This is a genomic window from Mariniblastus fucicola, assembly GCF_008087665.1.
GTDB classification, from domain to species: Bacteria; Planctomycetota; Planctomycetia; order Pirellulales; family Pirellulaceae; genus Mariniblastus; species Mariniblastus fucicola.
Genome location: NZ_CP042912.1, coordinates 5,030,458 through 5,044,769, shown reverse-complemented (window position 1 = coordinate 5,044,769; position 14,312 = coordinate 5,030,458). Strand labels below are relative to the sequence as shown.

At 53.3% G+C, this 14,312-nt stretch carries 12 protein-coding genes; 7 read left to right on the top strand and 5 right to left on the bottom strand.

Annotated features, from left to right (window positions below):
• Window positions 1-62 precede the first annotated feature (62 nt).
• The gene (locus MFFC18_RS18790; RefSeq protein ID WP_075082388.1) at window positions 63-809 is read left to right on the top strand and encodes a glycosyltransferase family 2 protein; all 747 of its coding nucleotides are present in this window, start codon (window positions 63-65) and stop codon (window positions 807-809) included.
• Window positions 802-2,352 carry a hypothetical protein gene (locus MFFC18_RS18785; protein WP_148618979.1) on the top strand — a complete coding sequence of 517 codons (1,551 nt, stop codon included), beginning with the start codon at window positions 802-804 and terminating at the stop codon, window positions 2,350-2,352. The genes MFFC18_RS18790 and MFFC18_RS18785 overlap by 8 nt, the downstream gene beginning before the upstream one ends.
• Here MFFC18_RS18785 and MFFC18_RS18780 read toward each other — a convergent pair.
• Entirely contained in the window at window positions 2,349-2,696 is a 348-nt protein-coding gene (locus MFFC18_RS18780) for a PEGA domain-containing protein (RefSeq protein WP_157665031.1), read from the bottom strand. The two genes, MFFC18_RS18785 and MFFC18_RS18780, sit on opposite strands and share 4 nt — an antisense overlap.
• Window positions 2,697-3,030: 334 nt before the next feature.
• Here MFFC18_RS18780 and MFFC18_RS18775 point away from each other — a divergent pair, with 334 nt between their 5' ends.
• Window positions 3,031-4,329 carry a PP2C family protein-serine/threonine phosphatase gene (locus MFFC18_RS18775; protein ID WP_075082391.1) on the top strand — a complete coding sequence of 433 codons (1,299 nt, stop codon included), beginning with the start codon at window positions 3,031-3,033 and terminating at the stop codon, window positions 4,327-4,329.
• 121 nt (window positions 4,330-4,450) lie between these two features.
• On the opposite strand, the gene MFFC18_RS18770 is transcribed toward MFFC18_RS18775, so the two are convergent.
• On the bottom strand, window positions 4,451-4,867 hold the full coding sequence (locus MFFC18_RS18770) for a PaaI family thioesterase (protein WP_075082392.1): 417 nt from the start codon (window positions 4,865-4,867) through the stop codon (window positions 4,451-4,453).
• Window positions 4,868-5,123: 256 nt separating this feature from the next.
• Between MFFC18_RS18770 and MFFC18_RS18765 the strand changes: the two genes are divergently transcribed.
• The 4 genes from MFFC18_RS18765 to MFFC18_RS18750 all read left to right on the top strand — a co-directional run bounded on the left by MFFC18_RS18765 (window position 5,124) and on the right by MFFC18_RS18750 (window position 11,155).
• Window positions 5,124-6,161, top strand: a complete 1,038-nt coding sequence (locus MFFC18_RS18765) for an FtsQ-type POTRA domain-containing protein (protein WP_157665032.1) — start codon at window positions 5,124-5,126, stop codon at window positions 6,159-6,161.
• 222 nt (window positions 6,162-6,383) lie between these two features.
• Window positions 6,384-7,997 carry a sensor histidine kinase gene (locus MFFC18_RS18760; protein ID WP_148618978.1) on the top strand — a complete coding sequence of 538 codons (1,614 nt, stop codon included), beginning with the start codon at window positions 6,384-6,386 and terminating at the stop codon, window positions 7,995-7,997.
• Window positions 7,987-9,378, top strand: coding sequence for a sigma-54-dependent transcriptional regulator (locus tag MFFC18_RS18755; protein WP_075082395.1), 1,392 nt, complete (start codon window positions 7,987-7,989; stop codon window positions 9,376-9,378). Before MFFC18_RS18760 ends, MFFC18_RS18755 begins: the two co-directional genes overlap by 11 nt.
• Before the next feature lie 385 nt (window positions 9,379-9,763).
• Window positions 9,764-11,155, top strand: coding sequence for an FKBP-type peptidyl-prolyl cis-trans isomerase (locus tag MFFC18_RS18750; RefSeq protein WP_075082396.1), 1,392 nt, complete (start codon window positions 9,764-9,766; stop codon window positions 11,153-11,155).
• A 49-nt stretch (window positions 11,156-11,204) separates the two neighbouring features.
• Here the strand turns inward: MFFC18_RS18750 and MFFC18_RS18745 are convergent, their stop codons facing one another.
• From MFFC18_RS18745 to MFFC18_RS18735, 3 genes are all read right to left on the bottom strand, one after another.
• Window positions 11,205-11,588 carry a GNAT family N-acetyltransferase gene (locus MFFC18_RS18745; protein ID WP_075082397.1) on the bottom strand — a complete coding sequence of 128 codons (384 nt, stop codon included), beginning with the start codon at window positions 11,586-11,588 and terminating at the stop codon, window positions 11,205-11,207.
• 135 nt (window positions 11,589-11,723) lie between these two features.
• A complete protein-coding gene (gene fusA / locus MFFC18_RS18740; RefSeq protein ID WP_075082398.1) occupies window positions 11,724-13,805 on the bottom strand; it encodes an elongation factor G in 2,082 nt (693 codons plus the stop codon).
• Between the two features lie 120 nt (window positions 13,806-13,925).
• A complete protein-coding gene (locus tag MFFC18_RS18735; protein ID WP_075082399.1) occupies window positions 13,926-14,150 on the bottom strand; it encodes a hypothetical protein in 225 nt (74 codons plus the stop codon).
• Window positions 14,151-14,312: the final 162 nt, after the last annotated feature.

Sequence of the window (14,312 nt, the reverse complement as noted above, 5' to 3'; positions counted from 1 at the left end):
ATAATCGCGTTTTCACGGTGCGTCTGACGAATGTCACCTAACCCTTTTCAAGATTTGATCCTATGTCGCAGCAATCCAGTTTCCTCACGGTGCTTCCGGTTTTCAACGAAGTTGCGACAGTTGACGAAGTCCTCGATCTGGTCGTCAAGTACGCCGATGACGTGCTGGTCGTTGACGACGGATCGACCGATGGGACATCGGATTTGCTCGCCAAGCGGCAAGATGTCAAGCTGCTGCCTCACGGTGTCAACAAAGGTTATGGCGCGGCACTAATCACCGGTTTTCAGTTTGCGGCAGACAACGGTTACGAGTTCGTGGTCACGATCGATTGCGATGGCCAGCACGAACCGCAGCGGATCCGGGACTTCGTAGCGCGGATCGAAAGCTCAGACGCCGACATTGTTTCCGGCAGCCGATACCTTGAAGAATTCGGTGCCGATACTTCCGCGCCGGCTGAACGACAGAAGATCAATCAGATCATCACCAAGACGATTGGTGATTGTATGGACATCGAGCTGACCGATGCTTTCTGTGGATTCAAAGCCTATCGCGTCGAGTCGCTAAAGAAATTGGAGCTGACTGAAACGGGATACGCGATGCCTCTGGAGCTTTGGGTGCAAGCGGCGTGTCAGGAACTGAAAGTCGTCGAGGTTGCCGTGCCCAGAATTTACCTCGATGAGAATCGTTCGTTCGGCGAAGAGCTGGACAACGCCGACTCTCGTCTTGAGTACTACCGCAGCGTCATTAACGCCGCGCTCAAACGGTTGCCCGGCGGTTGCGACAAGCTCAGGGAACAACGCGTTGGCTAGTCACGTTCGATTGCGAGCGCCGCAGCATCACGGCCAGACCTTACAGCTCCCACCGCTTGCGGACGGCCCGCACATTCTTGATTCGAATCGGGGACGGCTGGCCGATTTGCCGGCTGAACTTCAGGACATTCGCGATGTCGGACGACCCGAACTGAGAGCTCTCGCGCTGCAATATTCGCAAGCGTACCTCAACGTTGAACCTCCAGTTTCCGATTCGATTGTGATGTCCGGGCATCAGCCGACGTTGTTCCATCCGGGCGTCTGGTTCAAGAACTTTGCACTTGATGCTGTCGCGAAATCTGCCAACGCGACCGCGATCAATCTGGTCGTCGATAACGATCTCTGCAACTCGGTTGCCGTGATGAGCCCTTTTCTCGATGACGAAAGGCAAGCTCGGCTGAAGCGAATTGCATTCGATACGGGTGATGTCGAAAAGCCATTTGAAATGTGTCAGGTCCGTGACGATCAGATGTTTTCAACATTTGATCAGCGTTTGGCCGACTCGATTCGTGAAACAGTGGACGTGCCGATCGTAAAATCGCTCTGGCCTGAAGTGCGTGCTGTTGCTCAAGAACTCAACGCTCCAGCCAGTCTTGCCGCCGGGCGACACCGGTTGGAGCAGCAACATGGGCTGAATACGTTGGAGCTTCCGGTCAGCGTTTTTTCGTCTGGTGCTGCGTTTGCGATGTTCGTCGAACGTCTTGTCTGCGACGCGGAGCGATTGGTCTCGATCTACAACGACTCATTGCATTCGTATCGCGTTGCCAATCGAATCCGCAGTCGTTCACATCCGGTTCCGGAACTGGAAACAGACGGCTCGTGGAGTGAAATTCCGTTTTGGATTTGGACTGCCGACGCTCCCAATCGCCGCCGCCTGTTCTGCAAATGCAATCAGACGCAAGTTCAGTTGTCGGATCGTGAAGGCTGGACCATCGCGTTTGAACGTTCCAACTTTGTCGCGTCGTTTCAGGAACTTAATCAGCTCGAATCCAAAGTCTTTATTCGGCCTCGAGCCCTGGCGACGACGATGTTCAGTCGCCTGTTCTGCAGCGATCTTTTTCTGCACGGAATCGGCGGCGCGAAATACGACCAACTCAACGATGAAATCATCAAACGGTTTTTCAATGTCGAACCACCAGGATTCCTGACGGTCACGGCCACGATGAAGTTGCCTTTCGAATTCGATGCCGTCACGCCGCAGAATGTCAGGGAAATCGAAGTCCAACTGCGGCGACTTCGTTTTCATCCAGAGGTCCATCTGCCGGAGCATGAACTTTCCGCACGCAAGTATACTCTCGTGCGAAATCCACCAAGCTCGGGAAGCCGCAAAACCTGGCATGACGAAATTGACGCGATCAACCTGCGACTCTTTGATCGGCTGGCAAGCAAAAGGAAAGATCTGGAGGCGAAACTGGAAAACGCAAAACGTTCGTTGCCGACAAGCAAAATTCTTGGCTCGCGCGAATTCAGTTTCACGCTCTTTCCTGAAAGCCTGATTCAGGAGCTTAGTCGGGCGACATCCGATTCCGTTTCGATGTCCTAGTTTCTTACCGGCGCTGTCACGGTTCCACGCTGCACGTTGCTTCGTAACGTGTTGGCTCGTTGCAGCAACACCTCGCCGTTGACTCGTTTTTTCGGCTCAAGCTGAATGTCCACCACCGGTTGGTGGCGAATTTCGACAGGAGAAAAATTTTCTGTCACGAAACTCAATGGCGGTCTCAGATACCAAGGATCCGAAAGGTTCTGTTTCACCTTCACGGTCTCATAGCCGTCTTTTTCGATCTGGATTTCACGAGTCCCGCCGTAAGTGTAACCGGTTGCAACTGGAGAGTACCCAATCGGATAGTCATCGACGGACACAAACGCCCCTTCGGGTTCCGTACGCACTATCAGGCGTCGGCTGGAACACCCAGTGGCTCCAACGACCCATAGAATCAGCAGCAGCCAAGCCACAGATTGGGAGTTCGCGGGGATTTGGTAGATGGGGTAGTTCACAGTGTGAGATTTGGCTTGGACGATTTATGGTCGTTGCCGCAAGCGAACAAGCGGCAAATTCCTCAGAGAACCGTTTAGCGAAACCTGAGAATCTACAAAAGTCCAATTTTTATTTGGTGGCAGTGCCCAAGTTAACTTTCGTCTGGTTTCAGGCTAAGATGGGTTCTTTTAACCACGATTCGCCAGTCGAAACACTGGTTACTTTTTCATTTCGATTTCACCGCGCATGAATAGTGGTAATCCATCCTGGGACGCATCAATCGAAGTCGCCTCATTGAGCGACGTCGGTATGCGGCGGACCAACAATCAGGACAATTTGGCGATCTCGCTGTCCAATTCGCCAGAATCTTGGCAAACCAAAGGCCATCTTTTCGTGGTTGCCGATGGCATGGGAGCCCACGCCGCAGGCGAACTTGCCAGTAAGCTTGCCGTGGATCAGATTCCCCATCTTTACGCTCGATCCTCGGAAGGATCTGCTCCGGAAGCGCTCAAGAAAGCCGTCGTCGATGCCAACGCGGACATCAATCGTCGCGGGCAGATGAACGAGGACTTCCACAACATGGGCACCACGCTCAGCTCGTTGTTGCTGCTGCCTCAGGGCGCCGTTGCGGCTCATATTGGCGACAGCCGCGTTTATCGGCTGCGTCAGAACAAGCTCGAGCAACTGACTTTTGATCACAGCCTTGTCTGGGAAATGAAAGCCGCCGGACAACTGACCGAGGCCGAAGAAGCTCAGGGGAAGATTCCGAAAAACGTGATCACTCGGTCGCTTGGTCCTTACCCGGAATGCAAAGTCGACCTTGAAGGGCCGTTTCCAATAGCCGTTGGCGATTCATTTTTGCTCTGCAGCGATGGTCTTACCGGGGTCGTGTCCGACGCGGAAATCGCAGCTTTCCTTTCCAACATGCCGCCATCGGAAGCCGTCAAAGTCCTTGTCGATTTGGCGAACCTGCGCGGCGGTCCGGACAACATCACGGTCATTATCGCCAAAGCCGCGGGGCCCGAAATCGCGACGTCGGGGTCTGCCAAAGCCATCCGGGTCAACTCCAGGAAAACAGATTACGCTGTGCATCCTTTGGTGTGGGCGTTCTTCGGTGTTTCACTTTTGTTGACCCTCTTCTTCCTGGTGACCGGGCAGTGGATGACAGCCATTTTTCCAGGCGTCATCGCGGCGGGAACCGGGCTGTTCGCTCTGATTCGTCTGCTGATGGGCGCGACTAGCGGCGAAACCGTCGCTCAGGGAAAAGCGTTCGGTAAAGGCCCCTACACGCGAACAACCTGTGGTTCAGGAGCCGACGTCGCGAAACAATTGGCGTCGATTTTGAAACAGCTGCAGATAGGCGCTGTCGAACAGGACTGGAAAGTCGACTGGAAGCAACTTAAAGCAATGGTTGCCGATGCCGAACTCGCACTCAAACAGGGCAACGCGTCCCGTGCCGTCCGCGTCTATGGCGGAAGCATTAGTTTTCTGATGGACCAGCTGCGAAATCAACACGGCGAAAGCAGTTCGTCGGTCGATCTGTAGCATCTGCGGTCTTGCGATCTGTGCTGCTCGCGGAATCCCGTTCAGCCGATGACAACGCGGGGAGGCTCGCGCCCAATCCATGAATTTTGCAGGAGAGATGCCAAGCGGACAACTAGTCGTTTCAGGAAGACGTGTTGAACACGAGGAAAAGAGCTTCGCTTTCTGCCAGCACATCGCCACCGGGATTCAGGATCCGGGCTTTGATAAAATGCTTGCGACCTTCGTGTCGGATCAGCGAACCTTCCAGCCGAACAGGGCCGCTCAAGTTGACCGGTTTTTGGTAGGAGATCTCCAAGTTCCGAGTCACGCCGCGTTTGCCCTGCATCGAAAGTACCTTGCTGGAAACTTCATCCAACAACAACGCGATAAACCCGCCGTGCATCATGTTCGCACCGCCGGCCAGAAAATGCGGCGGCAGAAACTCGGTCCAGGCAGTGCCCTTTTCCGGGTCGCCATGAAACGTCAATTTCAGCCCCAGCGGATTGTCGGCTCCACAGCCGAAACAGGAATTGCCAGTCTTGGGTGCGAGTGTCTTCATTGTTTACCGTAATTCTCTGAACTGGATTCGGCAGGATCAAATGTTGGAAGCGGAGTGGACATGGTTCCTCGGTGGTTTGGAGCCTGAGGAGTTTAATCTCAATCAGATTTCAGGCCAAACAGACTGATGGCTGAAGCGTCCGAATCTGGTTTTTTGAAACTTTCCTGCGCTCATGCGTGTTAGGAAACTAATTCTGGCACGTTGAACCAGAAACGCTATTCGCTGAACTATTCCGTTAATGTCCAGAGATCCAAACATGCTAGTCCGGCCCGCTTTCGTTGCAATTCTCCTTTATTCTCTTCTCGTTGTTGAAGCAAATGCCCAATCCAACGAAACCCTGCTGGACTGTTTCGGGCTGAAGAAAATCACTCGAGAACAGATTGAAAAAGCCATCGGAATGACAGATGGAATTCCTTCTTCAGGCATCGAGAAGCAACAGATCAAAGAGCGAGTCGCCGCGATTCCAGGTGTTGAAGAAGTCACCGTTTCGCCAGTGCAGTACCCTGGCACCACCGTTGTCTTCATTGGCATTCGCGAATCTGGTCAGCCAGCCCGAGAGTTCCGTGACGCGCCGACGGGCGATGTCCAACTCGAAGACGACCTGCAGAATCGGTATAACGAAATCATGGAGCAGCTCTTGCCGGCGATCAAGTCCGGCAAAGCCCGCGAAGATGGATCGGCTGGTCATTCGATTTCGGAATACGAACCGATGAAGGAGAAGCAACTCGAGCTTCTTCCCATTGCCGACGAGAAATTCGATCATCTCGCTGACGTCATTCGAAACTCTTCAAACAAGGACTCTCGCGCTGCCGCTGCCAGCATTGTCGCCTATGCCAAAGACAAGAAAGCTGTGATTGAGATTCTGAAATCGGCTTGCGACGACCCCAACTCGCTCGTCCGCAACAACGGAGTCCGCGCGTTGTCGGTAATTGCGAAATATGCGGACGACAACCCCAAACTCGACCTTGTCATCGATCACTCTCCCTTTCTGAAACTATTGAATTCAGTTGTGTGGACCGACCGCAACAAAGGCGCCGCGGTGGTCGATGCATTGACACGCAATCGGTCCGAACAATTGATGAGCCAACTGCGCGAAAGCCACCTTTCTGACCTGCTTGAGATGGCTCGATGGAGCAGCGGAGGCCACGCATTGTTCTCAATTCGGATTCTCGCCCGGCTTGCCGACGAAACGGAAGAAGCCATTTCAAAGCGATCAAGAGAATGCAAGACGCACGAAGATCGCCTCAAGTGGGTTGATGAACTTGAAGGTAAACTCAGCCGCGAGCCCGGCTAACGCCACATTCGGTGGTTTGCCCAGCTTGCAGCGAATTGGCTGTGTTGTCAAAACGGATCGACAGAGATTCGAAACGCTGGCAAAACCCGTATTGCGAGTCCTCCTTGAACCGTGTAATTATTTCACGGCCTGACATGGAAAAGAAATCGGCGCGTTGGCGAACCGATTCGATTCCTCTACGTATCAGCTGCGATCAATGAATCGTCGACAAGGAGGTCGGTGTTGCTCAATTTTCGAACAATCAGATCACAAGTTTACTTTGGGGTTGGTGTGCTTTCTGTGATCGTTCTGATCCTGTCAGCAGTCAGTCTTCAGGGCGTGATGAAGTTTCGAAAGCTCACCAAGAACATTCGTGCGCGCTCGGTTGAGTTGCCGCTTGCTGCCGACCTCAGCGAACACGTTTCCGAGCTGCGATCCTATGTGTGGAAAATCGATCGCGAGAAGGTAAGCCTGTTCGGCCTGAACTCTGTCGACTTCGATATCAACGTCAGCGGAATGCATCGACGGCTCGAACAACTTCAGGATTCGCTCGACCGATACCGCAATCAGTTGGAAAACAATGAGATCGAGGACCCCCGTTTTGCCGACAAATCCCGTGAGTTTCAGTTTGTGGCCGAGTTCCAGAACTCATTGAACGAAATTCGGTGCCTCGTGGAAGAAGACTGTTGGTCGCAATCTTCCGAGCCTTTCACAATGCTCAACGGCATGAAAGAAAACCTGGAACAACTCCAGTCACACACGGCTCAGCTGCCAGTTTTCATGCAGGTACGAACGCACAACTTTGCCGAAAACGCGAAAGCCGAATACCGCACATGGATCACGCTCAGTGTCCTTTTTTCAGTGGCTGCATTCGGCATGATCGTGATGCTGGCCAACCGATTCCGCAACGGTCTGCTGCTACCGATGGATAAACTGATCGAAGGCTCGCGGCATGTTGCCGCAGGAAATCATGATTTTCGGATTCAACTGGATTCTGATGACGAAGTCGCTGAGCTCGGCAATGCGCTCAATGCGATGACTAACAACTTTCAGGAGATCAAAGCGGACCTGAACAATCAGGTTCAGCTTCGCACCAAAGAGGTTGTCCGTAGCGAAAAAATGGCGAGTGTTGGATTCCTTGCCGCCGGCGTGGCACACGAGATTAACAATCCGCTTGCATCGATCGCATGGTCTGCAGAATCACTCGAAATGCGGCTGCAAGAGATCCTCAATCCGGATCCAGACACCGATGAAGAGACGCGAAATACCGACATCGAAGAGATGAAGAACTATCTCGCTCGCATCCAGGAAGAAGCGTTCCGCTGCAAGGAAATCACGTCGGGATTGCTTGATTTTTCCCGCATGGGCGACGTGCAAAAAGTTCCTACAAACCTTTCCGAGGTCATCGCTTCGGTCGTCGACATTGTAAAGCCACTAAGCAGATATCGCGATCGAAATATTCATCTCGATACCGATCCGTCAGTCTGCGCCACCGTCAATGCGCAGGAAATCAAACAGGTCGCTTTGAATCTGATCACCAACGCACTCGGCAGCGTCGAAGCTGGCGGGACGGTTTCAATTTCGGTGGAATCTGAAAATGAAAATGCCGTGATGCGAGTCGTGGACAATGGCTGCGGGCTGACAGATGACGTAAAGGAACACCTCTTCGAACCTTTCTTTACGCGGCGACGCGACGGACAGGGAACGGGGCTGGGGTTATCCATCACCTACCAAATCGTAGAAGACCATCAGGGCAAGATCACTGCCGAAAGCGACGGTCCGGGAACGGGTTCGACGTTTACGATTACGTTGCCACTGGTAAATCAACTGGAGAAAGTGACGCGCTATGCAGCCTAGTAAAAAGAGCAACTCGAAATCAGCGACCCGGCCGCTCAAGATCCTCTTTGCCGACGACGAGATCCATTTGCAGGAATTGATCGCGGCCGAACTTCCGCGCATGGGTCATGAAGTTACTGTCTGTGGCGACGGGACCGAAGCAGTTGAGGCGCTTGAAAAAGGAGTCTTTGACTGTCTGTTGGTCGATCTGGATATGCCGGGCATGCACGGAATCGAAGTCATCGAAACCTGCAAAAAGATCGCTCCAGAGACGGAAGCCATTGTGCTGACGGGCAAAGGTTCGACCGAAACTGCAATCTCGGCGCTGCGACTGGGAGCGTTCGACTATCTGCAGAAACCTTGCAAGCTGGTTGAACTCAAGGCCCTGTTCCAACGGGTTTCCGCACAACGTGATCTCAAGCGACAGATTCTTGCACTGAAACGACGACTGGATCGGGCCGAAGGCAGCGCCAACATGATCGGGGAACACCGTTCGATGCAGCGATTGAAGGCACTGATCGCGAAAGTGGCTCCAACCGATTCAACGGTGTTGATTCACGGCGAAACGGGTACGGGCAAGGAGTTGGCCGCTCGCAGCGTTCACGAAAACAGTTTGCGATCAGAGAAACCCTTCGTGGCAATCAACTGTGGCGCTTTGCCAGAAAATCTGATCGAGAGCGAATTGTTCGGGCACTGCAAAGGCGCGTACACGGGAGCCAGCGAGCATCGACAGGGGCTGTTCGAAGTGGCCGACAGCGGCACTTTGTTCCTTGACGAGATTGGAGAACTGCCCAAACAGACGCAGGCGTCGTTGCTTCGCGTGCTCGAAAGCGGTGAAGTAAAACGTGTTGGCGAAAGCGAGCCTTTTTCAGTTGATGTTCGCATCGTTTGTGCCACGCATCGTGATTTGCCGAAGATGGTGGCCGAAGGAGACTTTCGCGAAGACCTGATGTATCGAATCAATACGTTCGAAGTCAAACTTCCGGCGCTGCGAGATCGACTGGATGACATTCCGGAACTCGCAAGACATCTCTTGGTGCGTCATCGTCCGGAAGCGGCTCGAATCGAGGCCCCTTTTGATCCGCAGGCGATCAAGCAGCTGAAGAATCACTCTTGGGGCGGCAACATTCGTGAGCTCGCAAACGTGATCGAACGAGCCGCAATCATCAATGATGCACTTCCGATCGTGTGCGATGATTTACCCACGCTATCGAATTTGAAATTGGGGGCGTCGACTGATGCTTTGGCTGGCAAGTCGCTTCGCGAAATCGAAATGGAAACGATTTATGCGACGCTCGATCAACATGACGGCAACAAAACCGCAGCCGCACGGCAGCTTGGAATCAGTCTCAAGACGCTGTACAACAAACTTAACGCCGACATTTCCAGCCGAGCCGCCTAGCGCGATTGCCTTGTTGGTGTGGTAACAGCACTCAGCTTTTGCAGTCGCTATTCGACGTAGCCCGGCAGTTCGACGAGAGTGGAATGCCGCGTATTTCTTGGAGTGTTAGGTAGTCGCGGCAACGTGGGGGGCTTGGCTCGCGAAGCATGCGCCTGGGTGCACGGTGGGGTATCTGTGTAGCCAAAGCTGGCTCTGGGCTTGTCCGTTTTCCACGAAAAACACAGCATTTGCTTGCAATTCTGGATGCTTGGGAAGCCTGCAGCTATCAGCTTTCGAAATGGTAAAGTTTGCCAGTTATTCCGATTATGTTGATTCGTGAATCGGCGGCGACCGATAAATGGTAGGACGCGGGTGACGCACCAAATTCCGATCCAGGTACAGAACAATGGCACGCTCAAGAAACAATCGAACCAAACTCGCCTACGGAGCGCTCGAAAATCGATGCCTTCTGGCGAACTCAGTTTTCTTTCTCAATACGGGCACTTCCACGCTACACATTCAGGCTGGCGAAACAGATGTCGTTGATGCCACTTACACGAACGAAATGACCATTTCGATCGACACCGAAACCAACGAATTGGTCGTTACCGAACCGGACGCTGCTGAACAGCGATTTGATTCAGCCGACATTACTCGAATCAGCTATCGAGGAACCCCGGGCGACGATTTCTTTAGCAATGAAACGGACATTTCCACGCGTGTCGTTGGCTACGCCGGAAACGACATGATCTTCAGCGGTGGCGGCGACGACGTGGTCATTGCTGCCAACGGCGATGACACCGTCTATCCTGGAAACGGGAACGACTACGTGGCTGGCGGCCAGGGAAATGACCATGTGATCGAAACGGATGAGTCGACTGGTAATGACCGATTATTCGGCGGCCCTGGCGACGACATTCTCGAAGGCGGCATGGGTGCGGACTTTGTTGCCGGGCATGAAGGAAATGACATGCTTTACGGCGGAAGCGAGAACGACTCAATTTTGGGCCACGATGGATTGGATCAGATGTTCGGCGGTTCAGGTCGGGACTTCATGTACGGCGGCGACGGCAACGACGAAATGTTCGGCGAATATGGTCGGGATCGTATCCTTGGCCAGGCAGGCAATGATACGATCTCTGGTGGATTTGGCGATGACGTTGCCCTTGGTGGCGACGGCAACGACACCATCGATGGCGATGAAGGCAACGATCGTTTGGTCGGCAATCTTGGAAACGATATCCTTCGCGGTGGCGTTGGCGCCGACTCGCTGATTGCTGCAACTCCGTCACCTGACGGGAACACAAGCGGATTCGACACGGTAGAAGCCGGCGACGACACCGACATTGACTATGCGATTATCCATCCCGGATCTGATACGGCGACGATGGGAGAAGAAGACAATGTTGCAGACTCGGAAATCATTCGCCGCAACCTTCAGGTCCGATTCCTCGATCAGAACCTGGGCAACGGTGGATGGCAGGAGACAGCCAGCGGGCTGCAGTATCGAACGGTTATTCTGGGAACCGGAGATACGCCAGTCGCAACCGATACGGTACGCGTCAACTACGAAGGCTCATTTATCGACGGCACACTGTTCGACGCCAACGACGGTATCACATTCCAATTGAATCAGGTCATCAGCGGATGGACTGAAGGACTTCAGCTGATTCAGGTGGGGGCCACGATCGAGTTGGCGATTCCAGCCGAACTGGCTTACGGAGAGAACTATTACGCGGGGATTCCTGGTGGCTCGACCCTGTTGTTCACGGTCGATCTGATTGAGATCGTGAGCTAGGCCGCGTTTTCACTAGCAGACCATCATTGCTAACGAGCCTGTCGAGGATTCATTCTTCGGCAGGCTCGTTTTTTTGCCATGGTTCGCGAATCATCCACTTGTCGCCGACGTTGGCTTCATCGTTCCAAACCTTGAAACCCAGCCGGCGATACCAGGCGGTCAGATCAGCGGCGTTCATCCCGTCGTCATCGTGAAACGGATCGGCCGTAATGAAGGCAGGTGCGTCGTCGAAGTTCTGCAGCACGCATTCGACGAGTGCTTCGCCGACACCTTCGTTGCGGTTGCCGGGGAACACCAACAGGTTCCAAATGACATAGCCACCGAACGACTCGTCTCGCAAGTCCCGAACGTTGACTTGGCCAACAACTTTTCCGTCTCGACGACACAAAAGGCATTCGTTGAGATCGTAAGCCGCGATTTCGAATTCGGACATGATGCCTGTTTGCTGACGGTTGTCGATTGTTGTTAAGAGATGAGCGGCGAGTCAAATACGTTTGTTTCACAGCGAGATGAGCCCGACCGGAGGCATAGACGCTGCAAGTCGTTGACGAAATCAGTCGCCACGTTCCTACATCTTGAATCTCTTCGCAATTTCCGGTGGTGCCTCTTCGTAGTCCAAAGGCTCCATCGAACAACCTGCCCTTCCTTGGCTGAGACTTCGCATCACGCCGGAGTAGCTGAGTAATTCTGAAAGCGGTGCGTTAGCGATGATTTGCGTGACTCCCATGTGTGTATCCGTGTTCACAATCTGGGCACGTCGCATCGCAAGGTCGCCAACAAAGTCGCCGTAGTACTCTTCGGGCGTCGTGATCGAAACTTTCATGATTGGCTCAAGCAAAATCGGATTGCAATCGCGGAGCGCTTCTTCGAACGCTTCGCCTGCAGCAATCGCAAACGCCATCGGAGTCGAAAACTCATTCGCTTCAGCTCCGATGAGTGTGACTCGAATCTTCGCCAGCGGAAAACTGCCGATGCTGCCGCCGCCCTGGCCACGAGCCTGGATTTCATCCTTGACTGTCTGCACGAACTCAGGAGGCATCGAATCCGGCGGCAAACGATTGAGAACTTTCACGCCCGCTTCGACTTTTTCGTCGGGCTCCATTTTCAGTGTGACCTGACCAAATATTTGCTGACCGTCGTGCAGTCGATTGCATTCGCGGGTAACCGTTTTCTCGCCGCTGATCGATTCGCGATAGGAAACGCGAGGCTTGTGAACTTTTACTTTCAGATTGAAATCTCGCAGCAAACGATTCTTGATCACCTCCAGATGCAATTCGCCCATGCCGGCAATCAGCGTCTGGCCCGTTTCCTCATTTTCGGTCGCGCGAAACGTTGGATCCTGTCGTTTGAGCAACTCAAGGGTGTCCGAAAGCTTGTCACGTTCTGCCGTCGAATCCGGCTCGATCGCCATCTCGATGACCGTTTCCGGAAAGTCGATTGACTCAAGCAAAATCGGAGCTTTCTGGTCGCAGAGCGTATCCCCCGTGACGGCAAACCGCGGCCCAATCACGCCCACGATTTCACCCGGACCGATCGAGTCCAGTTGTCCATCGCGTTCCTTTCGCGTCGCGTGGATCTGCCAAAGCTGAGCCACGTTCTCTTTCTTGTCTTTGCCCGGACAGTAGACTCGCGAGTTTCCACTCAACTTGCCCGAGTAAATTCGAATCCAATACAGGTCGCCCGTTTTGGCTGGAAGGATTTTGAAAACCAGAGCGGAAAACGGCTCTTTTGCATCTGGTTTGCGAACCTCGGTTTTGTCTTCTTTTCGCGGATTGACGCCTTCCACCGGAGGGCGATCCAGCGGCGTCGGCAAGTAATATTTGACGCCGTCGAGCACGCCTTGCACGCCAATTCCGTGCAGTGCGGAACCGCAAACGACAGGCTGGATCTTGCGGGCCAACGTTCCTTCGCGTAGCGCTTTCCGAATCAGGTCGTTGGGGATTTCCTCACCCGTCATCGCAAGTTCTGCGACTTCGTCACTGAGATCGTAGATCGCCTCCAGCATCTCTTCTCTTGCCAACTGCGCGTCCTCGAGAAGCTCGTCGGGAATCGGAGTTTCCTTCATCGATTTGCCCTCGTCGGAGAACGTCGCCATGCGCATTTTGATCAAATCGACCGTGCCGCGAAACGGATCATTAACATGCGAAGGGCCTTGGCCAACTGGCATTTGAATCGGAACCGGGTTGGCACCAAGCCGGTTTTTGATTTCGTCCAACACACGGCGAAAGTCCGCTCCCTCGCGATCAAGCTTGTTGATGAACGCGAATCGAGGCACGGCGTATCGATCGGCCTGCCGCCATACCGTTTCGCTCTGCGCCTCGACGCCTTCTCGTGCGCTGAACACAACAACGGCGCCGTCAAGAACACGCAAGCTGCGCTCGACTTCGGCAGTGAAGTCGACGTGTCCAGGCGTGTCGAGCAAGTTAACGTGAATGTCTTTCCAGTCGAAAGTCACACAGGCTGAATAGATCGTGATGCCGCGGTTTTGCTCTTCCGGGTCGTCATCAGTCGTTGTGTTTCCACTGTCAACTTTGCCGACACGATGCTTGGCACCAGAAAGAAACAGCATCCGCTCGGTGACTGTTGTTTTGCCGGCGTCAATGTGCGCGATGATGCCAATGTTTCTCAGATTTTGAAGTTTGCGGGCCATGAGCGTACAGAATCTCTCGTCCGTGGATGGAAAATTGAATGGGTAGAATAAAACAAAAAGCCTGAGTACGAACCCGGCGTTGTCGGTCCGAACACAGGCTAAAAAAATTGTCAGGCAGATCTATTGTGAGTGACCGCTGTCTTCTCCGGGAGGTCGGAATTCTTTCGCGTACTCAGCGACATTGGATTCGTTGGCTTTCGCATGCGACTTATACAGTGACCAGCCAACAATTCCAAGAACCAGCACGACGGCGATGATGATGGACGTTGGGTCTCCCCTCATGATTCCTCGAAAGAAGATATAGACGAGCCAAAAGATCCCCTTTTTCCCCAACAGCAATGTCATCTTTCAACCTTCATTGATCCGAGTTTTCACTGGGCAATAGTATAGAGAATCAATGGCTTTCTTACGATTGAATCCCCTAAATTACGGGCTTGAGGCAAATATTATGGAAAGCTTGACGATTCACAATGGGCGTTGAGCTATTTTAATGGGATTGCAGTTCGA

What these genes read in the sequence shown, in the direction of transcription:
- MFFC18_RS18790 (WP_075082388.1), top strand. Translation starts at nt 63, where the DNA reads ATGTCGCAGCAATCCAGTTTCCTCACGGTGCTTCCGGTTTTCAACGAA.
- MFFC18_RS18775 (WP_075082391.1), top strand. Translation starts at nt 3,031, where the DNA reads ATGAATAGTGGTAATCCATCCTGGGACGCATCAATCGAAGTCGCCTCA.
- MFFC18_RS18770 (WP_075082392.1), bottom strand. Translation starts at nt 4,867, where the DNA reads ATGAAGACACTCGCACCCAAGACTGGCAATTCCTGTTTCGGCTGTGGA.
- MFFC18_RS18765 (WP_157665032.1), top strand. Translation starts at nt 5,124, where the DNA reads ATGCTAGTCCGGCCCGCTTTCGTTGCAATTCTCCTTTATTCTCTTCTC.
- MFFC18_RS18755 (WP_075082395.1), top strand. Translation starts at nt 7,987, where the DNA reads ATGCAGCCTAGTAAAAAGAGCAACTCGAAATCAGCGACCCGGCCGCTC.
- MFFC18_RS18750 (WP_075082396.1), top strand. Translation starts at nt 9,764, where the DNA reads ATGGCACGCTCAAGAAACAATCGAACCAAACTCGCCTACGGAGCGCTC.
- MFFC18_RS18745 (WP_075082397.1), bottom strand. Translation starts at nt 11,588, where the DNA reads ATGTCCGAATTCGAAATCGCGGCTTACGATCTCAACGAATGCCTTTTG.
- fusA (WP_075082398.1), bottom strand. Translation starts at nt 13,805, where the DNA reads ATGGCCCGCAAACTTCAAAATCTGAGAAACATTGGCATCATCGCGCAC.
- MFFC18_RS18735 (WP_075082399.1), bottom strand. Translation starts at nt 14,150, where the DNA reads ATGACATTGCTGTTGGGGAAAAAGGGGATCTTTTGGCTCGTCTATATC.